At 74.4% G+C, this 20,688-nt stretch carries 14 protein-coding genes; 5 read left to right on the top strand and 9 right to left on the bottom strand.

The window, feature by feature from the left end; all coding sequences use genetic code 11:
* The first annotated feature begins 77 nt into the window (after positions 1–77).
* Together JN535_RS18420 and JN535_RS18415 are read left to right on the top strand one after the other, a co-directional pair.
* Positions 78–1,502, top strand: a complete 1,425-nt coding sequence (locus JN535_RS18420) for a Gfo/Idh/MocA family oxidoreductase (RefSeq protein ID WP_307868954.1) — start codon at positions 78–80, stop codon at positions 1,500–1,502.
* Complete coding sequence (locus JN535_RS18415; RefSeq protein WP_205207259.1) at positions 1,499–3,049, top strand: UxaA family hydrolase; 1,551 nt, start codon at positions 1,499–1,501, stop codon at positions 3,047–3,049. Before JN535_RS18420 ends, JN535_RS18415 begins: the two co-directional genes overlap by 4 nt.
* A 137-nt stretch (positions 3,050–3,186) precedes the next feature.
* Here JN535_RS18415 and JN535_RS18410 read toward each other — a convergent pair whose 3' ends face one another.
* Positions 3,187–4,236 carry a hypothetical protein gene (locus tag JN535_RS18410; RefSeq protein WP_205207258.1) on the bottom strand — a complete coding sequence of 350 codons (1,050 nt, stop codon included), beginning with the start codon at positions 4,234–4,236 and terminating at the stop codon, positions 3,187–3,189.
* A gap of 146 nt (positions 4,237–4,382) precedes the next feature.
* Here JN535_RS18410 and JN535_RS18405 point away from each other — a divergent pair, with 146 nt between their 5' ends.
* Both JN535_RS18405 and JN535_RS18400 read left to right on the top strand, forming a co-directional pair.
* Positions 4,383–5,408, top strand: a complete 1,026-nt coding sequence (locus JN535_RS18405; RefSeq protein WP_240201423.1) for a 3-oxoacyl-[acyl-carrier-protein] synthase III C-terminal domain-containing protein — start codon at positions 4,383–4,385, stop codon at positions 5,406–5,408.
* A gap of 85 nt (positions 5,409–5,493) precedes the next feature.
* Complete coding sequence (locus tag JN535_RS18400) at positions 5,494–6,543, top strand: aldo/keto reductase (RefSeq protein WP_205207257.1); 1,050 nt, start codon at positions 5,494–5,496, stop codon at positions 6,541–6,543.
* Positions 6,544–6,934: 391 nt separating this feature from the next.
* Here the strand turns inward: JN535_RS18400 and JN535_RS18395 are convergent, their stop codons facing one another.
* The 3 genes from JN535_RS18395 to JN535_RS18385 form a co-directional block, all read right to left on the bottom strand.
* Positions 6,935–8,284, bottom strand: coding sequence for an RNA polymerase sigma factor (locus JN535_RS18395; RefSeq protein ID WP_205207256.1), 1,350 nt, complete (start codon positions 8,282–8,284; stop codon positions 6,935–6,937).
* A 29-nt stretch (positions 8,285–8,313) separates the two neighbouring features.
* The gene (locus JN535_RS18390) at positions 8,314–8,751 is read right to left on the bottom strand and encodes a YciI family protein (protein ID WP_205207255.1); all 438 of its coding nucleotides are present in this window, start codon (positions 8,749–8,751) and stop codon (positions 8,314–8,316) included.
* 117 nt (positions 8,752–8,868) lie between these two features.
* On the bottom strand, positions 8,869–9,666 hold the full coding sequence (locus JN535_RS18385; protein WP_205207254.1) for an ABC transporter ATP-binding protein: 798 nt from the start codon (positions 9,664–9,666) through the stop codon (positions 8,869–8,871).
* Between the two features lie 257 nt (positions 9,667–9,923).
* Here JN535_RS18385 and JN535_RS18380 point away from each other — a divergent pair, with 257 nt between their 5' ends.
* Complete coding sequence (locus JN535_RS18380) at positions 9,924–12,206, top strand: SpoIIE family protein phosphatase (RefSeq protein WP_307868952.1); 2,283 nt, start codon at positions 9,924–9,926, stop codon at positions 12,204–12,206.
* 36 nt (positions 12,207–12,242) lie between these two features.
* Here the strand turns inward: JN535_RS18380 and JN535_RS18375 are convergent, their stop codons facing one another.
* From JN535_RS18375 to JN535_RS18355, 5 genes are all read right to left on the bottom strand, one after another.
* Positions 12,243–12,716 carry an ATP-binding protein gene (locus JN535_RS18375; RefSeq protein WP_205207252.1) on the bottom strand — a complete coding sequence of 158 codons (474 nt, stop codon included), beginning with the start codon at positions 12,714–12,716 and terminating at the stop codon, positions 12,243–12,245.
* Positions 12,713–13,045, bottom strand: a complete 333-nt coding sequence (locus JN535_RS18370; RefSeq protein ID WP_307868951.1) for an STAS domain-containing protein — start codon at positions 13,043–13,045, stop codon at positions 12,713–12,715. The genes JN535_RS18375 and JN535_RS18370 overlap by 4 nt, the downstream gene beginning before the upstream one ends.
* A gap of 204 nt (positions 13,046–13,249) precedes the next feature.
* Positions 13,250–16,870 (bottom strand): Ig-like domain-containing protein, encoded by a 3,621-nt coding sequence (locus JN535_RS18365; RefSeq protein ID WP_205207251.1) that lies wholly within the window; start codon positions 16,868–16,870, stop codon positions 13,250–13,252.
* Between the two features lie 172 nt (positions 16,871–17,042).
* Positions 17,043–19,166: a beta-galactosidase gene (locus JN535_RS18360; protein WP_205207250.1), complete on the bottom strand. Its 2,124-nt coding sequence runs from the start codon at positions 19,164–19,166 to the stop codon at positions 17,043–17,045.
* A gap of 139 nt (positions 19,167–19,305) precedes the next feature.
* On the bottom strand, positions 19,306–20,637 hold the full coding sequence (locus JN535_RS18355) for an ABC transporter substrate-binding protein (RefSeq protein WP_205207249.1): 1,332 nt from the start codon (positions 20,635–20,637) through the stop codon (positions 19,306–19,308).
* Between the last annotated feature and the right edge of the window lie 51 nt (positions 20,638–20,688).

Here is a 20,688-nt window from a genome sequence, read left to right as displayed (position 1 = left end):
CCTCGCACCGGCACGACCCACGCGGACCCGCCGAAACCGGCTCCGCGACCCAGGACCCCCGAGAGGACCGCAGACCCGTGCACCACCCCGGCACCATCCCGAACGACGCCCCGACGACCCGCCGCCCCCGGCGCTACGCCGTCGCCGGCACCGGGCACCGCGCCCGCATGTTCGTCGACGCCCTGCTCGGCGAGCACCGCGAGGACGGGCAGCTGGTCGCGTGGTGCGAGCCGAACCCGGTGCGCGCCGCCTGGTACGACCGTCGCCTCGAGGCCGCGGGGCTCGCGCCGCTGCCGCGCTACGAGCCGTCCGACCTCGGCCGGATGCTGGTCGAGCACGCCGTGGACGCGCTCGTCGTGACGACGCCGGACCACGCCCACGCGGACTACGTCGTCGCGGCGCTCGGGGCCGGTGTCGACGTCGTGTGCGAGAAGCCGCTCACGACCGACGCGGCCGGGATGGCGCGCATCCGCGCGGCCGCCGAGCGCTCCTCGGCCACGCTCACCGTGACGTTCAACTACCGGTACTCACCGCGCAACACCGCGCTGCGGCGCGTGATCGCGTCCGGCGAGATCGGCGATGTCGTCTCGGTGCACTTCGAGTGGCTGCTCGACACCGTGCACGGCGCCGACTACTTCCGCCGCTGGCACCGCGACAAGGCCGCGTCGGGCGGCCTCGCCGTGCACAAGGCGAGCCACCACTTCGACCTCGTCAACTGGTGGCTCGACGACGTCCCCGAGACGGTCGTCGCACGCGGCGGCCTCCGCTTCTACGGCGACGACGGCGCCGGGCGCCCCCCGGGGGAACGCCCCGGCCTCGGGCGCGACGCCGCGCCGGACGACCCGTTCGGCATCGACCTCGCCGGGGACGACACGCTGCGCGCGCTCTACCTCGACGCGGAGGCCGAGGACGGCTACGTCCGCGACCGCGACGTGTTCGCGCCCGGCGTCACCATCGAGGACACGGTCGGCGCGCTCGTGGGCTACCGCCGCGGCGCGACCCTCACCTACTCGCTCACCGCGCACAGCCCCTGGGAGGGCTATCGCGTCGCGGTCAACGGCACGCGCGGCCGGGCCGAGCTCGACGTCGTCGAGCGCGCCCACGTCGAGTCCGGGCACGCCGCCGAGGCCCTCGGGCCCGACGGCAAGCGCCGCCCGGTCGTGGACCCGAGCGCCGCGCACGACCCCGGGGCGGGCGACGTGCGACCCTACGGCGCGCGGCTCGTCGTCCAGCGGCACTGGGAGCCTGCGCGCGAGGTCGTCATCGAGGAGGGCGAGGGCTCGCACGGGGGCGGCGACCGCCTGCTCCTCGCCGACGTCTTCCGGGGTGCGGGCGAGGACCCGCTCGCCCGCACGGCGGGCTACGTCGACGGCCTGCGCAGCGTCGCCGTCGGTGTGGCCGCGAACCGCTCGCTCGAGACCGGGCAGGTCGTGCGGACCGCCGACCTCGGCGTGTCGCTCGAGCGCGCCGCGGCGACCCGACACGAGGCGGTGCCGTCGTGACCGCCGCCGCGCGCGCGGCGGACACGCCCCTGCTCCTCCTGCGCCCCGAGGACGACGTCGCCGTCGCGACGCGCGACCTCTCGGCCGGGGACGTCGTCGATCGCCCCGAAGGGGGGCCGGTCGCCGTGCTCGACGCCGTCCCGCGCGGGCACAAGGTCGCCCTGCGGGACGTCGCCACAGGCGGTCCCGTGCGCAAGTACGGGCAGGTGATCGGCGTCGCGACGCGGGACGTCCGCGCGGGCGAGCACGTGCACACGCAGAACCTCGGGTACGTACCGGGGGAGCGTGAGCACGAGCTCGCGACCGTGCACACCCCGCTGGCGGCGCCGCCCGGGCCGCGCCCGACGTTCCGGGGCTACCGCCGCGCGAACGGCCGGGTCGGTACGCGCAGCTACGTCGCGATCCTGACCTCGGTCAACTGCTCCGCGAGCACGGCCCGCATGATCGCCGACCAGTTCCGGGGCCTCGCGCTCGACGCCTACGACGACGTCCACGGCGTCGTCGCCCTCACGCACCAGTCGGGGTGCGGGCTCGTGCCGACGAGCGAGGGCGCCCAGGTTCTCCTGCGCACGCTGCGCGGGTACGCCGCCCATCCGAACGTCACGGGAGTCCTCGTGCTCGGCCTCGGCTGCGAGATGATCGCCGTCGACACCGTGCTCGCCGGGGCCGACCTCTCGCCCGACACGGTCGTGCGCACGCTGACCATCCAGGAGACGGGCGGCGTGCGCGCGACGGTCCGCGCGGGCGTCGAGGCGGTGCGCGAGATGGTGGCGGAGATCGACGCGCGCTGGGAGCGCACCGACTGCGACGTCGCCGACCTCGTCCTCGGGCTCAACTGCGGCGGCTCCGACGGCTACTCCGGCATCACCGCGAACCCCGCGCTCGGGATCGCGTCCGACCGCCTCGTCGCCTACGGCGGCACGTCGGCGCTCGCGGAGACGCCCGAGGTGTTCGGTGCCGAGCACCTGCTGACGCGCCGGGCGGTCACGCCGGAGGTCGGGCAGCGCCTGCTCGACCGGCTCGAGTGGTGGCAGGGCTACGCCGCCGCGGGCGGCGGCACGCTCGACAACAACCCGTCGCCCGGCAACAAGGCCGGCGGGCTGACGACGATCCTCGAGAAGTCGCTCGGCGCCGTCGCCAAGGGCGGGCAGGCAGACCTGGCCGCGGTGCACGAGTATGCCGAGCCGCTCGACACCCCGGGCTTCGTCTTCATGGACACCCCCGGCTACGACCCCGTCTCCGTGACGGGGCTCGTCGCGGGCGGGGCGACCGTGGTGTGCTTCACGACGGGCCGCGGGTCCGTGTTCGGCTGCAAGCCGACACCGAGCATCAAGCTCGGGACCAACAGCGAGCTCTACGCGCGCATGGGTGACGACGTGGACATCGACTGCGGGCGGATCGTCGACGGCGTCGCGACGCTCGAGCAGGTGGGCGACGAGATCTTCGCGCGCATCCTCGCCGTCGCCTCGGGGGAGCAGACGGCGAGCGAGGAGCTCGACCTCGGCGGCGAGGAGTTCGTCCCGTGGCAGCTCGGCACGGTCACCTGACCCTCGGCCCCGAGGGAGAACCCTGGTCGCCGAGGTAGAGCCCTGGTCGGTCGAGGGAGAACCGTGGCCGGCCGACGTAGAACCGTGGTACCGCGAGGTAGAGCCGTGGTATCGCGAGGTGGAGCACTGGTCGTGGCTCAGGAGCCGCTCGAGGACGCCTCCTTCGCGAACGCCGCGACGTCGGGGTCGTAGTGCACGGGGCGCGACTGGTCGAGCTCGACGAGCACGAGGTCGAGGATCCACCGGTTCGGGTCGCGCCGGCCGCCACGGCCCCGGGGCGCGGGGCCCGGTGCCGCGACGTCCGCGTCGTCGCGCACCTCGTGCACGACGACGACCGGCGCACCGGGCAGGGGCACGCGGTCCTGCGGCGCGACGAGCAGGACCTCGACGCTGCGCTCCGCTCCCGGCGGGCCGTAGGTGACGGTCGCGTCGAACCGGGGCCGCCCGTCGTCGGTCCACGAACCCTGGTACCGCCGGTCCACCAGCGAGCCCGGGGTGCGGACGCCGTCACGCCGCAGCACGCGCAGACGCTCCTGGACGGCTCGGGCCTCGATCTGTGCCTCGGTCGTCGAGAGGACGGCGACCACGCCCCACGCCAGTGCCCCGACGGACACGCAGGCGAGCGCGAGGAGCGGCTCGAGCTCGAGGTCCCGTGCGAGGGGGTGCGCGACGTCGGCGAGGTCCAGCCCGACGACGGTACCCACCCCGAGGGCGACGGCGAGGAGCGCGGTGGCCCACGTCAGGCGCGACGCGACGCGGGCGGACCCGCTCGCGCCGAGGGCGACGGTGTGGACGCCGAGCAGGAGGACGCACGCGGGGAGCGCGACGGCGACGAGCGCGACCACGAGCCACCACGGCGCGGTGCGACCGCCCGGCAGCGCGCCCGGGCCGAGCAGGTGGCCCGCGAGCAGGGTCAGGGTGGTCCCGGCGACGACGGCCACGAGCGCGCCCGAACCCAGGACGAGCCGGGCCAGGTAGCGCGTCTGCGCGCGCGGCGAGAGCGGCGTCTCGACGACGGCCCGGCCGTGGCGGTCGCGGACGGCGAGCGCGGGGACGCCGGGGCTGAGGAACCCGGGGTTGCCGGGCAGGCCCGTCGGCTCCGCTGCGGGCCCCGTCGCCGAGCCCCAGTCCGGGACGTCCGCCGGTACCGCCGCCGTCGGGCCGTCGTGGTCGCGGGATGTCGTCATGACCACCCTCCTCTCCGGTCAAGAAAACTTCAAGTGCAGGGTAGGGGATGGTCGTCGAATTGTCACCGGACCGGTGTGCGGCGGGCGCGGACCGGCTCCCGTGACGAGGTCGTTCGGGCGTGGCGGCGCGTGACATGATCGACCTCATGCTCACTCCCGCCACCGGCGCGGCCGGGTCGCGCATCGCCGGCCTCGGTCACTTCCAGCCCGAGAAGACGCTGACGAACGACGACATCGCGCAGCTCGTCGAGACCAACGACGAGTGGATCCGTTCGCGGACGGGGATCGTCACGCGGCACGTCGCCGACGACGACGCGACGGTCGCCGACATGGCCACCACGGCCGCGCGCCACGCGCTCGACGACGCGGGCGTCGACCCGGCCGAGGTCGACCTCGTGATCGTCGCGACCGCGACCGCGACGGACCGCTCGCCCAACACGGCGGGTCGCGTCGCCTACCACCTGCGCACCGGCGTCATGCCCGGGCAGTCGACGCCCGAGGAGGCGTCCGAGCTCGACCTGCGCGGCGTCGTCGGGCCCGCGGTGCTCGACGTCAACGTCGCGTGCTCCGGGTTCGCCCACTCCGTCGGCCTCGCCGACCAGGCGATCCGCGCCGGCTCCGCCCGCACCGCCGTCGTGATCGGCGCGGAGAAGCTCACCGCGTTCACCGACTGGACCGACCGCAGCACGTGCATCCTCACGGCCGACGGCGCGGGCGCCGCGGTGCTGCGCGCGACGGATGAGCCGGGCGTCGGGCCCGTGACGTGGGGCTCCGAGCCCGACCTCACGCCGGCTGTGCTCATCGAGGCGCCGCAGGAGAAGTTCGCCCAGGACGGCCGCGCCGTCTTCAAGTGGGCCATCACGCGTGCGGCCGAGCGCGCGCGCACCGTCGTGGAGCGCTCCGGCGTCTCGCTCGACGACATCGAGGTGCTCGTCGCGCACCAGGCGAACCTGCGCATCATCGAGCCCCTCGCCAAGTCGCTCGGGCTGGAGTCCAAGGTCGTCGTCACCGACATCGTCGAGTCCGGCAACACGTCTGCGGCCTCCATCCCGCTCGGTCTCTCCAAGTGGTGGCACGCCGGCAAGATCCCCGCAGGCGTCCCGGCGCTGCTGTTCGGCTTCGGCGGCGGGTTCGCCTGGGCGGGCCAGGTGGTGGAGACCCCGACCCGCTGACGAGCGGTCGCCGTCGGCCCGGCTCCTGCACCGGGCCGACGGGTACTCGGCCCGGTCCTGCGTGGCGGGGAGGCAGAATGGGCGCATGCCTCTCGCCCCGCGCTACGTCGCCGCCGACGACCGATACGACACCATGACCTACCGCAGGACGGGGCGCAGCGGCCTCGACCTGCCCGCGATCTCGCTCGGTCTGTGGCACAACTTCGGCGACGTCAACCCGTTCGACACGCAGCGCGCCGTGCTGCGCCGCGCGTTCGACCTCGGGATCACGCACTTCGACCTCGCGAACAACTACGGTCCGCCCTACGGCTCCGCGGAGGAGAACTTCGGCCGCCACCTCGCTCAGGACCTCGGTGCGTACCGCGACGAGCTCGTCATCTCCTCCAAGGCCGGGTACGACATGTGGCCCGGCCCCTACGGCGACGGCGGCTCGCGCAAATACCTCCTGTCGTCGCTCGACCAGTCGCTCCAGCGCATGGGCCTCGACTACGTGGACGTCTTCTACCACCACCGCCCCGACCCGAGCACGCCGCTCGAGGAGTCCATGCGTGCGCTGCACGACGCCGTCCAGCAGGGCAAGGCGCTCTACGTCGGCGTCTCCAACTACTCACCGTCCCGCACGCGTGAGGCCGCCGCGATCCTCGCCGACCTCGGCACCCCGCTGCTCCTCCACCAGCCGAGCTACTCGATGCTCAACCGTCACGTCGAGGACCCCGCGCACGAGGACCGGTACGACGGGGTCCAGAGCGAGTCGCTGCTCGACGTGGTGGGCGACCTCGGTGTCGGGACGATCGTGTTCTCGCCGCTCCAGCAGGGCCTGCTCACCGACCGCTACCTCTCCGGCTCCGCGCCCGAGGGGTCGCGCGCCGCACGCCCCGACTCGCCGTTCCTGTCCGAGCAGAACCTCGACCAGACGTACCTCGAGCGGGCCCGGGCGCTGAACGAGATCGCCGCCGGCCGCGACCAGACCCTCGCCCAGCTCGCTCTCTCCTGGGTCCTGCGCGACGACCGCGTCACGTCGGCCCTCATCGGCGCGAGCAGCGTCCGCCAGCTCGAGAACAACGTCGCGGCACTGGCGGCACCCCCGCTCACCGCCGACGAGACCGCGGCGATCGAGTCCGTCCTCGCGCGGTAAGACCCCGGTCGGCCGAGGTAGAACACCAGTCGCGCGAGGTAGAACCCTGGTCGGCCGAGTTAGAACCGTGGTCGGCCGAGGTAGAACCGTGGTTCCTGTGCCCGACGGCGCGTGGTTGGTCGGGGTGGGTGGCGGTGCCGCGTCTACCTCCCCGCCGCTCGTTCCTTGCTCGTCCTGTGACGCCGCCCCGGCGAGGGCACGATCGCTGTCGGACATAACCCGGTTCTACCTCGCGGACCACGGTTCGACCTCGCGGACCACGGTTCTACCTCGCGGACCACGGTTCTACCTCGCGGATTACGGTTCTATCTCGCGGGACCACGGTTCTATCTCGCGGGACCAGGGTTCTATCTCGCGCCTATCTCACGCGACGGCGGTTCTCGCGGGGCGGTCAGGCGGGGCGGGGGTCGGCGGACGACGACGCGGCGGCGGCGCGTTCGAGGAGGAGCTGGCGCTCGTGGCGGGTCGGGGCGAGGCTCGCGGCGCGTTCGAGCACGTCGGCGGCCTCGGCGTGCCGGCCCAGTCGGGTGAGCAGGTCGCCGCGCACCGCGCCGTAGAGGTGGTGGCGGGCGAGGCGTGGGTCGTCCGCGACGGCGTCGAGCACGTCGAGCGCGGCCTCCGGCCCGTCGGCGTAGCCCACCGCGACGGCGCGGTTGAGCTCGACCACGGGGGAGGGCGCGACGGACGCGAGCGCGTCGTAGAGCGCGACGATCGCCCCCCAGTCGGTGTCGGCCCACGTCGCGGCGCGGGCGTGGCACGCGGCGATCGCGGCCTGGAGCGAGTAGGGGCCGAGCGCCTTCCCGGCGCGCGTGCCGAGCGCGAGCGCGCGGTCGAGCGCGGCGAGGCCGTGCCGCACGAGGAGCCGGTCCCAGCGGGACCGGTCCTGGTCCTCGAGGAGCACGGGTCCGCCGTCGGGCCCGGTGCGGGCCGCGAACCGCGACGCCTGGAGCTCCATGAGCGCGACGAGCCCGTGCACCTCCGGCTCTCCCGGCAGCAGCCCGGCGAGCACGCGGCCGAGGCGCATGGCGTCCTCGGCGAGCTCGCGCCGTACCCACCTGTCGCCCGACGTCGCCGCGTAGCCCTCGGAGAACACGAGGTACACGACCTCGAGCACCGCGGGCACGCGCGCCGCGAGCTCGTCGGCCTGCGGGACGTCGAACGGGACGTTCGCCTCGGCGAGCGTCCGCTTGGCGCGCGAGATGCGCTGCCCGACGGTCGCGGACGGGACGAGGAACGCTCGGGCGATCTCGTCGGTCGTCAGGGCCCCGACGAGGCGCAGCGTGAGCGCGACGCGGGCCTCGCGCGGCAGCACCGGGTGGCAAGCGACGAGGACGAGCGCGAGCAGGTCGTCGCCCACGGGGTCCTCGACGATCGCGTCGGGTGCGGGGACCGACCCCACGAGGACCGCACCGCCGTCGCGGGGGTGCGCGACGGCCGTCGTCCCCGCGCCGGTCCCCGGGCCCGGAGCGGCGAGGTCCGCCGCGAGCCGCGCGTACTTCTCGTCGCGCGTGCGCTCGCGGCGGACCAGGTCGACGGCGCGGCGGCGGGCGACGGTGGTCAGCCACGCGCCGGGGTTGTCCGGGACGCCCTGCTCGGGCCACTGCTCGAGCGCGGCGACGAACGCCTCCTGGGCCACCTCCTCGGCGAGGCCGACGTCCCGCAGGGTCCGCGCCAGGCCCGCGACCAGCCGTGGCGACTCGATGCGCCACACGGCCTCGACGGTGCGGGAGACCTCGGTCATCGCCGTGTCCTCGCTCGCCCCGGTGACCCTCAGGAGCCGTGCTGGGCGCGGATCTGCTCCTCGAGCCGCGCGTCCTTCTCGCGCTGCTCGGGCGTGTACTCGGCGCCGAAGTCCTCGACCTCGAAGATCGGCCGGATCTCGAGGACCTCCTCGAGCCCCATGCTCGGGTCGCTCGGGCACTTGCGGGCCCACTCGACGGCCTCCTCGAGCGACGAGACCTGCCAGATCCAGTACCCGGCGACGATCTCCTTGGACTCCGTGAACGGCCCGTCGACGACCGACGTCTCGCCGCCGCTGAACACGACGCGCGCGGCCTTGGCGGTGGGCTGGAGACCCTGGCCGTCGAGCATGATGCCCGCCTTGACGAGCTCCTCGTTGTACGCGCCCATCTGGGCGAGCATCTCCTGCGTGGGGGCGATCTTGTCCTCGTCGGCCCCGCTGCCCTTGATCATGACCATGACTCGCATGACGTTCCTCCTCGGTGAGTGCCTCCTCGACCCTAGTGTCGTGAAGGCGCGTTCACCCTGACGTCGGACGGCGCCCCCCGGTTTTCGACACGCGTCGGCGACGAGTTCTCCGGAGCGTCAGCGGAAGCGCTGGACGGCGAGCGGCGCGGCCTCCGCGAGCCCCCGCACGGCCGGGTGCTCGGCGCCCGGGACGGTACCGGCGAAGACGTCGCGCAGCGCCCCGGAGGCGACGAACGTCCCGTCCGCGAGCACGTGCACGACCGGGCACATCCGCTCGACGAGCTCCAGGTCGTGCGAGACGAGCAGCACCGCGGTGCCGAGCTCGGCGGTCGCGTCGGCGAGGCGCCGCACGACGTCGCCGCGCATCGCCGGGTCGACGGCGGTGAGCGGCTCGTCGAGCAGCAGGGCGCGCGGGCGCGTCGCGAGCGCGACGGCGAGCGCGACGCGCTGCTTCTCCCCGCCCGAGAGAGAGTGGATCGTGCGCGGTGCGTACCGGGGCTCGAGCGCGACGTCGCCGAGCAGGTCCTCGGCGGACCGTCCGCTCGGGCGGCCGGCGCGTCGCGCGTCCTTCAGCGCCGCGGACAGCGTGCGGTCCACGGTCCAGCGCGGGTCGATGCCGATGCCCGCGAGGCCGTCCTGCGAGACGCGTCGGACGTCGGCGGTGAACTGCTTCTTGTCCCGGCGCGACAGCTTGGTGACGGTCCGCCCGGCGTAGGTGACGTGGCCCGCCGTGGGGCGCACGAGCCCGACGAGCGCACGGACGACCGTGGACTTTCCGGCTCCCGACTCGCCGACGATCCCCACCGGTGGTCCGCCAGGCGTCACGTCGAGGTCGATGCCGTGCACGACGTCGGGCCCTCCGTAGCCGGCCGCGAGGCCGGTGGCGCGCAGGATCGGGGTCGTCGTCGTGCTCATGGGTCACCTTCTGGTCGTCGGGGCCGGGCGGGCGGTCCGGGGCCCCGCTCGTCCGACGAACGACGCTACCGCGGAGTTCCGTGGCGTCGCTCACGCCGGCTGCCGGGTGCTCCGCAGGTGCCCCGGGGGGCGACATGCCGGGCGGGGCCTCCGGGCGCGGTAGCCTGGGGCACTCGACCAGGATCCTCGAGCCCAGGTGGTCCGTCGACCCGCGCCGCGGTACCTGCCTGCGTGCCGCGACCCGGACGGAGGATCACGTGACCAGGACGGTCGACGAGCCGGAGCTTCTGGCGCCCGGCGAGGCGGTGGACCTCGACAACTGCGCGCGCGAGCCGATCCACGTCCCCGGCATGATCCAGCCGCGCGGCGTCCTGCTCGTGGTGCGCGAGTCGGACGGCGTGCTGCTCCAGGCGTCGGCCAACGTCGAGCGGCACCTGGGGGCTGCCGCCGAGGAGCTCGTGGGCCGCCCGCTCGCCGACGCGCTGGGAGCGGACCCGGCACGCCGGGTGCTCGACCACGCGACGAACGTGGGCGACCTGGCGACGCGCAACCCCGTGACCCTGGACCTCGACCGCTGGGACGGGGCGGCCCAGGCCGTGGACGCCGTGCTCCACCGGCCGCCGCTGCCTCCGGACGGGCCCGAGACCGAGCCGGTGCTCGTCGTCGAGCTCGAGACTGCCGCGGGCGCGCGCCCCCTGACGTTCCCGAACACGTACCTCGCCGTGCGGCACGCGCTGCGCGACCTCGAGCGCGCCGCGACCCTCGACGAGCTGTACGACGACGCGGCCCGGCACGTGCGCGAGCTCACCGGGTTCGACCGCGTGATGATCTACCGCTTCGACGACGCGTACAACGGCGAGGTCGTCGCCGAGGCACGCCGCGAGGACCTCAACGCGTTCCTCGGCCTGCACTATCCGGCCTCGGACATCCCGCCGCAGGCCCGCGCGCTGTACGAGAAGAACTGGATCCGCCTCATCGCGGACGTCGACTACGCGCCGCAGCCGATCGTGCCGACGCTGCTGCCGACGACGGGCGCGCCCCTCGACCTCACGTACTCCACGCTGCGCAGCGTCTCGCCGATCCACCTCGAGTACCTGCGCAACATGGGCGTGCGCGCCTCGATGTCGATCTCGCTGCTGCGCGAGGGGAGGCTGTGGGGGCTCATCGCGTGCCACCACTACGCCGGCCCGCACGAGCCGCCGTACGAGGTGCGCACGGCCGCGGAGTTCCTCGGGTCCGCCCTCTCGGTCCGGCTCGTCGCGCAGGCCGAGGACGAGCGCGAGGCCGAGGTGCGGCGCGCGGAGGGTGTCCTCGCCCACCTCACCGCCGACAGCCGCGACGAGAGCGTCCCGATCGGCACCGCGCTCACGCGCTCGGGGTGGCTGCGGCGCCTCGTCCGGGCGGACGGCGCGATCGTCGTCGCCGAGGGCGGCCTCATCAAGGTCGGCAGCACGCCCGACGAGGACGGGTGCCGCGCTCTCGTGGCCTGGGTGCTCAGCCACGACGAGGACCTCGTGGCCACCGAGGCGCTCGGCCGCGACGCGCCCGACCTCGCGGCGCTCGCACCCGACGTCGCCGGTCTGATGGGCATCGTCCTGCCCGAGGGCCAGGTCGTCGTGTGGGTGCGTGACGAGGTGCTGCGCCACGTCGACTGGGGTGGCGACCCGCACAACAAGGCGATCGCGCGGCGCGAGGGCGACACGGTCCGGCTCAGCCCGCGCAAGTCGTTCGAGCGCTGGCGCGAGGTCGTGCGTGGCCAGAGCGCGCCGTGGACGTCGGACCAGACGGAGGTCGCGACGTCGCTGCGCGGCCACCTCGTCGAGGCGCTGTACGTGCGCGGGCGCAAGGCCGTGCGCGCGACCGAGGAGCTCCAGCGCAGCCTCCTGCCGGCCCTCCTGCCGGACGTCCCCGGCTGGACGCTGCAGTCGCGCTACGAGTCAGCGGGCTCCGGCCTGGTCGGCGGTGACTGGTACGACGCCCTCGTGCTCCCGTCGGGCAGGCTCGCGCTCGTGGTCGGCGACGTCACCGGGCACGGGCTCCAGGCGGCCGCGACGATGGGCCAGCTCGGCACGACGCTGCGGGCCGCGCTCGTGAGCACCGGCTCGGCGGTCGAGGCCGTCGTGAGGCTGGGCGAGGTCGCCCGCTGGACCCTTCCGGGAGAGGTCGCGACGCTCGCGGTCGCGCTCCTGGACCCGGCGAGCGGCGTCGTCGAGCACGTGTCCGTGGGCCACCCGCCGCTGCTGGTCGTCGGACCCGACGGCAGCACCCGGTGGACCGAGAACGCGAGCGTGCCGCCCCTGGGCCTCGTCGACCGCGTCCCGCTCGTGCAGCGCGTGCAGGTCCCGCGCGGCGGTGCGCTCGTGCTCTACAGCGACGGCCTGATCGAGCGCCGGGGGGAGTCGATCCGGGACGGCCTGGACCGTCTCGCGGCGGTCTTCGCGGCGGGCCCGGACGTGGACGTCGACGGCATCGTCGTCGCGGCCCGTGACCCGCGCTCCGCGGACGACGCGACGCTGCTCCTGGCGCGGCGCGACGCCTGACGCGGCTGTCCCGGGGGAGGGGCGGCGGGCCGGAGCTCAGCCCGCGGGGAGCAGGGCGCTGCGCACCGAGGCGCCGGCGCGGAAGACGGGGACGTCGAAGCGCGCCCACACGTGCTTCTCGCCGGTGCCGGCGCGGAACCAGCCGACCGCCGTCGCGGCGCGCTGCGCGAGCACGAGGCCGAACCCGCCGGCGCCCGGCGAGCGTCGTCCCGCGACCACGGGGACCTCGGGCGAGTGGTCCACGACGTCCACCACGAGCTCGCGCCCGTCGCTGAGCAGGCGGACGAGCGTGGGCGGCAGCCCGTGCCGCAGCGCGTTGGTGGCGAGCTCGCTCGCGACGAGGACGACGCGCTCGGGGGTCGCCTCGAGCGCACGGTCCGCGGGAAGGGGGCCACCCGTGAGCATGCGGTGCAGTCCCTCACGCAGGGTCGCGAGGTCGCCCAGGCCGCGCAGCGGCCAGGAGCCGATCTCGACGAAGCCGACGGGGACCGCGGCGTGCTCGACGCTCACGCGCCGCCCTCGCCGGTCGGGTCGTCCGCGAGCTCGAAGAGCCCGACGACCCCGCTGAGCTCCAGCAGGTCGCGGACCCGGCGCGGGACGCGCTCGAGCACGGGCGCGCCCGACCCGGCGGTGGCGGCGTGGTAGAGCAGCCGCAGGCCGCCCGAGTCCATGAACGTCACCTCGCCCAGGTCGATGTGGATGCGCCCGTCCGCCGACTGGGCGAGCCGCAGCAGCTCGTCCTCGCGCCGTGCCTGGACGGCGGCGTCGATCTCGCCGCGCATGGTCCAGCGGGTGCCGCCGTCCGTCGTCTGGACGTCTCCGCTCGTGGTCGGGGTCACCGTGGTGCGCTCCTCCTCGCCCCGGCTCGGTACCGGGCACCCGGGACACGTTACGCGGACCTGCCGACGCTCGCTCTGCGATCCGGTGCGTGGCGCCCGCCTTTCGGGTGCGGTCTCGGTCCGAGAGCACGGTCGTGGGACGGGCACGGGCCCGGCCGACGTCGCGGACGACGTCGGCCGGGCCCGTGGTGGGGGCGGGTGGGCTCAGCAGGCGCGTGCGTCGAACGCGACGTCGACGGGCTCGGACCCGTCCACCGTCGCGACGGCCGTGCCCGCGGGGACAGCGGTCGCGCGCGACGCGAACGACTGGTACGCGCTCGCGCCCGGTGCGACGCCCGTGAACGTCCGCGTGCCGTACGGCGTCGCGAGGGTCACGTCGATCGGCGCGCCGCCGTCGTTCGTGGCGCGGACCGCGACGTAGACCTTCCCGGCGAGGCACCGCGTCTCGGCGACCGCGGTGACCGGAGCCCCGGCGTCGGCCGACCAGCGCAGGGCGTACGCCCGCTCCGTGCCGTCCTCGGCGGTGACCCGCACGGTCGTCGTGCCGGGCACGGCGTCGGCGGCCTCGACCTCGACGGTCGCGTAGGGGTCGGTCGTCGTGGCGGCGACCCCGGGGACCTGGCCGTCCGCGACGACGTCGTAGGACGTCACGGCCGGGTCGAACCCGGCGAGCGGCTCGCCGTCCACGGTCAGGCCCGACACCGTGGCGTCGGTGCCCGTGCCCGGCACCTTGGCCAGGACCTCGATCTCGGAGACGACCATGTGCGTGTTCGCCCGCGCCGTGAGGACCACGCGCACGGACGACGTCCGCACGTCCGCGGGGATCTCGACCGCCGGCGCCGGGCCGTCGGGCGACGCGTCCACCGTGACGGGCGCGCCGACGTCGGTCCACGTGCCGCCGACGAGCGCCTGGAGCTGGACGGACTGCGCCCAGCTCGCGCTGGACCCGTCCTTCCAGAACCGCGTCACGACGCCCGTGACGTCCCGGTCGGCCGGGAGCGTGACGGTGAGCGTGTCGGAGGTCCGCTTGGTCCCGGACACCCAGTTCGACCAGGCCTTGTCCGTGAGGTTGCCGTTGACGACGCCCCCGACGGAGTAGCCCGGCTCGGTGAACGTCGCGCTCGCCGTGGTACCCGCGGCGAGCGCGCCGTTCGCGGACGCCGCCTCGGTGACCTGGACCCGGACGGTCGCCGGGAGCGTGGTGCCCGCCCCGGCGTCGGCCGTGCCCGTGAGCTCGACGACCCCGACGGCGTCGTACGCGCCTGCGGGAGCGGCGTCCCAGACCACGGGGCGCTGGACCTCCGCGCCGCCCGCGGCGACGGCCGTGACGGTCGCGGGCAGGGACGGGGCGCCGCCCGCGTACGCCTTGGCGCGAGCGGGGAGCGTCGAGGTGAGCTCGTCGACGACGACCGTCGCGGTCGCGGCCACCTCACCGCCGGTCGGGGTCGCCACCGTGCCCGCGACCTCGACCGTGCCCGCCTCGGCCCACGCGTCGTCGCCCGGCACGTCCCACGTCACGGGGAGCGCGCCGCGCGCACCGTCGCGGTAGACCGGCGTGACGGTCGCGGGGAGCTGGGGCGCGGCGCCGGGCGTCGTGAACGCCTCGACCGGCTCGGTGCCCAGGACCGTCTCGTCGACGATCCTCCAGCGCTGGTTGACGCCGGAGTTCGCGAGGTACGTACCCACGGGCGACCCGTCGGCCGTCGCCTGGCCGCCGACCTCGAGGAGGGTCTTCGAGGACGCGTTGACGAGCGTGTAGGTGCCGTCCCCGGTCGTCGAGAGGATCCACTGCGCGGCGAGCGGGGTGTCCGCGACGTCGGCGGGCGCGTCCTGGAGGACGGCGGACGTGTCGGCCGCGACGGCGAGCTGGCGGCCCGTGGCCGCGTTCGTCACCGCGTAGCGGGTGCGGTGCGTGCCGGATCCCTCGGGAGCGCCCAGCGCCGTGAGCTCCCACGCCTGCTCGGCGACCGCCGCGTCGGTACGGATGACGACGCCCGCGCCCGACGCCGACGGCGCGAGCGAGCGGTCCGCCTGCACGCCGTCGAGGCGGTAGACGTGCCCGTCCTGGACGAGCGCGGCGTCGTCCGCGACACCGGAGACGCCGTCGACGACGAACGTCGTCACGGACTCGGCCGGCACGACGAGCGTCGCGCTCGGGCCGGCGCCGTCCTCGGTGGCCGGCGTGACGGCCACGGGCTCGCCCTCGACGAGGTAGCCGGCCGTGCTCGTGACGACGGGGGTGACGGTCGCATCGGACCCGACCGCACCGAACTTCGACAGGTCGAGCGTCACGGCGCGCTCGGCCTTCGTGGCATTCACGTGAACGACCGTCGCGGACGTGCCGTCGGCCGACACCGCGGCCGTGCTGCTCGCGTCGTCCGAGCGGATCAGCGAGTCGCCCGGCTCGATGTAGTGCGTGAAGTTCTGGGTCGCCCAGTACTTCGTGTTCGTGTAGATCGGGCACGTCTCGAGCGTGTCCTCGGCCGTGCAGTCGAACGGGATCTGGATCTCGCCCCAGTTCATGCCGTTGGCGCTCTCGCCGCCCGGCGCCATGTTGTCGTAGTCCTCGACCGGCTGCCAGAACACCCACGCGCTCGGCTCGAGCTCGCGCAGGTCGTCGACGATGTGCTGCGCGCTGCCGAGGCCGGACTCCATGGTCTCGAAGTCCTGGCCCGTCGAGCTCCAGTTGCCGCCGACCTCGCTCATCCACAGCGGCTTGTCCTCGCCCTTGGCGATGTCGCGGACCGTCGTGCGCTGGCCCGTGCCGTAGGTGTGGACGTTGAGCTGCGACACCTGGTCGCGGACCGCCTGCGGGTACGCGTTCCAGTTGGTCGCGAACGTGCCCGGGTTGGTCTCGTCCATCGCCGAGATCACGGCGTCGGTCGACGAGCCCTCGAGCGCTGCGGCGAGCGCCGGGACGACCTTCGCCTGGAGCGCCGGGCTCATGTGGGCGCCCTCCTGGCGTCCCCCGGTCGGGTTGCCGTCGCTGCCGAGCTGGGTGCCCCAGTAGTTGGTGTTGGGCTCGTTGAACGGGTCGATCGTGTCGACCTCGATGCCGTGCGCCTGCTCGAGGCGCTCGGTGACGCCCACGAGGTAGGCCGCGAAGTCGTCGATGCTCTCCGTCTTGAGCTGGTCCGCGGTCGAGCTGAACCCGCCCGAGACGTACCCGCTCACGGTCATGAACCACGGCGGGGAGTTGCTGAACGTCTCCCAGTGGGTGACGTCGTCCTTGATGCGGTCCACCCACCAGCGCTGCGTCGCGTCCGCGTCCTCGTCCCAGTGGTCCGGGTTCTCGGGGTCCCACCAGTCGACGTCGGTGCGCGTCGTGCCCTCGGGCGCCTTCCACCAGCCGTCGACGGCGCCGCCGGCGCGCAGGTAGTCCGGCACGTCGGGCGCGTTGCCGCCGCCCACGTTGTAGCGCGCGATGTTGAGGTTGAGGCCCTCGTCGCCGAACACCATCTCCGCGAGCTTCTCGCGGATCTCGTCCGGGTAGTCGCCCGTCGCGTTGGCGAACCACACGAGGCTCGTGCCCCAGCCCTCGAAGGGCGCACCCGCGTACGACGGGTCGGGCGTCACGGTGACGCCCGCGACGTCGGCCGTGGCCGCCGTCGTGCCGGCCGCGGCCGCGGTGCGGGCGGCGGACGTGCCGAGCGGCGCGGCCTGCGCGGGCAGGGCGGCGAGCGCGCAGCCCGCGACGAGCGCCCCGGCACCGAGGCCCGCGACGACGCGGGCCCCCGTCCGGCGGGCGGCCGGGCCGCCCGGGCCCGTGCGGCGAGGACCGGGTGGTCCGCCCCGCGTGGTCGTGTCGGTCTCGGTCGGGCTCATCCCTGAGCCACCTCCTTCGCGTCGCTGCGAACCGGCGGGGTGCACCGGGTGCGGGTCGTTCCCGCGGGGTCTGTTCTGCCGAGGCAGAGGCGCGGTCTCGCGAGGTAGAGGCCTGGTCATGACCACGCCTCTACCTCGGCCTACCAGGCCTCTACCTCGCGGTACCGGGGCTCTACCTCGGCGAGGCGGGGTCCGCCGGGCGGCGGACGACGGCGACGCCGCGCGGCTCGAGCAGGAGCACGCCGTCCGCCGTGCCCGACGGCGCGAGGCGGCGGCCCGCGAGGACGTCGCCCGCGACGTCGGGCACCTCGACCGGGCGCGCCGTGCGGTTGACGAGGAACCAGAAGTCGTTCGTGCCGTCGGTGCGCACCGCGAGCTCGACGTCGCCGCGTGCGGCCGTGGGCAGCTCGCTGCGGACGCCCGCGTCGTCGAGCAGGCGCGCGAGCACGGGGACGAGGCCGAGGCGGCCGAACCGCGTGGAGACGTACGCGGCGGAGCCGTCCCGGGCCCCGGCGCGCACGGTCCGGCGCGTCACCGCGGCGCGGCCGGCCTGCTCGCCGGTCTTGTACCAGCCCAGGACCTCGACGTCCGGGTCGACGACGTCGACGGGCTCGGTCCACAGCGTTGCCTCGAGCTGCTCGCCCGCGAGCTCGACCGTCGCGCTCTCGCCGTCCAGCAGCGGGGCGAACTCCTCGACCCGGATGCCGAGCAGGTCCCGGAGCGCGCCTGGGTAGCCGCCGAGCCACGTGTGGTCGTCCTGGTCGACGACGCCCGAGAAGTAGGTCGTGACGAGGTGGCCGCCCGCCTCGACGAACGCCGTGAGGCGGTCGCGCAGGTCGGCCGGGACGACGTGCAGCACGGGCGCCACGACGACGTCGTACGTCGCGAGGTCCGTCGCCGCCGGCACGACGTCGGCGCGCACGCCGAGCGTGAGGAACGCCGAGTACCAGTCGAGCGCCTCCTGGCGGTAGCGCAGGCGGTCCGTGGGGTGGGAGTCGAGCTCGCTCGTCCACCACGAGTCCCAGTCGAAGACGATCGCGGCGCGCGCGGGCTTCTGCTCGCTCCCCGCGACGGGCGCGAGGTCGCGCAGCGTCGCGCCGAGCGCGACGACGTCGCGGAACAGGCGCGAGCGCTCGCCCGCGTGCGGGACCATGCCCGAGTGGTACTTCTCCGCACCGGCCGCGGACTGGCGCCACTGGAAGTAGCAGACCGCGTCGGCACCGTGGGCCACGTGGGTGAGCGAGTCGCGCGCGAGCTCGCCCGGCTTCTTCGCGACGTTCACGGGTTGCCAGTTCACCGCGCTCGTCGAGTGCTCCATGAGGAACCACGGCTTGTGCCGGGCGATGCCGCCCGTGAGGTTGGCGGAGAAGGACAGCTCGTCCAGGGCCTGCGGCCCGGGGAGCACGTAGTGGTCGTTGGAGACGAAGTCGAGCTCGTCCGCCCACGCGGCGTAGTCCATGCCCTTCGTCTCGCCCATGACCATGAAGTTGGTCGTCACGGGAACGTCCGGCGTGACGCGGCGCAGGATCGCGGCCTCGGCGCGCAGGTACTGCCGCAGCGCGTCGGACGAGAAGCGCTTGAAGTCGAGCTGCTGCGTCGGGTTCGGGTGCGACGCGGCCAGACGCGGGGGCAGGATCTGGTCCCACGCGCTGTACCGCTGCGACCAGAACGCCGTGCCCCACGCGTCGTTCAGCGCGTCGAGGGTCGTGTAGCGCTCGCGCAGCCACGTGCGGAACGCCGCGGCGGCGTCGTCGGAGAAGTCGTCGACGTTGTGGCAGCCGAGCTCGTTGGAGACGTGCCAGGCGACGAGCGCGGGGTGGTCCCCGTACCGCTCGGCCATGCGCTCCACGAGGCGCAGCGCGTGCTCCCGGAAGATCGGCGACGTCGGGCGCCACTGCTGGCGCGCCCCGGGCCACAGCGTCTCGCCCGTGCGCGTCTGCGGCAGGATCTCCGGGTGCTTCGTCGTGAGCCACGGCGGCGGCGAGGCCGTCGCCGTCGCGAGGTCGACGGTGATGCCGTTCGCGTGGAGCAGGTCCATGATCTCGTCGAGCCACGCGAAGTCCCACGTGTGCTCCGTCGGCTGGATCCGCGCCCACGAGAAGATCGCGAGCGAGACCACCGTGACGCCCGCCTCGCGCATGAGCCGCACGTCCTCGTCCCAGACCTCGCGCGGCCACTGGTCCGGGTTGTAGTCCGCGCCGTAGGACAGACCCGACGGCGCGTACGCGGCAGGCTCGCCCGGCGGCGTGTGCGGCCCGGGACGGCGCAGCCAGCGGAACGGGGTGGGGGAAGACATGCGTGCTCCTCAGCGGGACGGTGCGCGGCGACGGGCGGTACCCGGCCGGTCGGGAGGACGCGCGACGGCGTCCTCGGGGAGGTCGTCGGGCCGGCGAGCGAGCGCCGGCCCGACGACCGGGGGTGACGGTGTCAGCGCGTCACTCGTTGACGGTGAAGCCCTGGTCCTTGCCGTAGGTCACCGTGGCGTCCTGCCACGCGGTGAGCCCGTCGACCAGCGGGGTGCCGGACACGTACGCCTTGCCGACGGTGTCGTTGAAGACGGAGTTCGCGTACACCTGGAACGGCAGGTACGCCCAGCCCTCGGCGACGTGGGCGGCGGAGTCCGCGAGGACCTCGTTGACCTTCTGGCCGCCGAAGTACTCGAACTCCTGCTGCGTGAAGTCGTCGGCCTCGAGCTCGGCGACGGTCGCGGGGAACGCGCCCTCGGCGACGCGCGTCGCGATCCCGTCACCGACCGTCGCGTACTCGAGGAACGCCCACGCGAGGTCCTGGTTCTTGCTCGCCGCGGGGATCGCGAGCGAGCTGCCGCCGTTCTCGGAGGTGACCTCGGCGCCGGCCTCCCACTGCGGCATGGGCGCCACGGCCCAGTCGCCCGAGGCGGACTCGACCGAGGTCTCGAGGTTGCCGCGCATCCAGGCGCCGATCACCAGGCTCGCGATCGACCCGTCGGCGAGGCCCTGGTACCACTCGTCGCTCCACGACGTGACGGGCGCGACGAGGTCCTCGTCGATCATCTGCTGCCACGTCGTGGCGAACTTCTGCGTGCCCTCGTCGGAGAAGTCGACGGTGACGTCGGTGCCGTCGACCTGGTAGGGGCGCCCGCCGGCCTGCCAGATCATCGACGTCGTGAAGCCGGCGTCGCCCGTGTCGTTCGTGAGGTACGCGCCGGGGTCGGCGGCGTGCAGCGCCCGGGCGGCCTCGACGTACTCGTCCCACGTCGTCGGGACCGCGATGCCGTGCTCGTCGAACACGCGCTTGTTGTAGAAGAGCGCCATCGGGCCGGAGTCGGTCGGCAGCGCGTAGACGCCGTCGCCCTGCGTGACGGCGTCCCACGGGCCGGGCGTGAACGTGCCGTCGAGCTCGTCGGCCCCGTAGGACGAGAGGTCCGTGAGCGCCTCGGAGAGCGCGAACTGCGGGAGGGCGTAGAACTCGATCTGCGCGACGTCGGGCACACCGGAGCCGGCGGCGATCGCGTTCTGGAGGGCCGTGTACTGGTCGTTGCCGGTGCCGGCGTTGACGATGTCGACCGTCACCCCGGGGTTCTCCTCCTCGAAGTCGGCGGCGACGCTCTCCAGCGTGGGGTCCCAGGCCCACACGGTGATCGTGCCGCCCTCCTCGACGGCGCTCTCCGCGTCGTCGGCGCTCCCGCCGCCGGACCCGCCGCTGCAGGCGGTGAGCACGAGGGCGAGGACGCCGGTGGCGGCGATGGCGGCGGTCGCTCGGCGCGACCTGCGGGTGGTGGGGGACATGCGGGTTCCTCTCACTTCGTCGTCAGACGGACGGGTGGTGCGTGGGGTGGT

Origin of the sequence: Cellulosimicrobium cellulans (genome assembly GCF_016921195.1) — a bacterium.
GTDB lineage: Bacteria > Actinomycetota > Actinomycetes > Actinomycetales > Cellulomonadaceae > Cellulosimicrobium > Cellulosimicrobium cellulans_F.
Note: the sequence above shows the minus strand (reverse complement) of the source record. Positions and strands in the feature narration are given on the sequence as shown.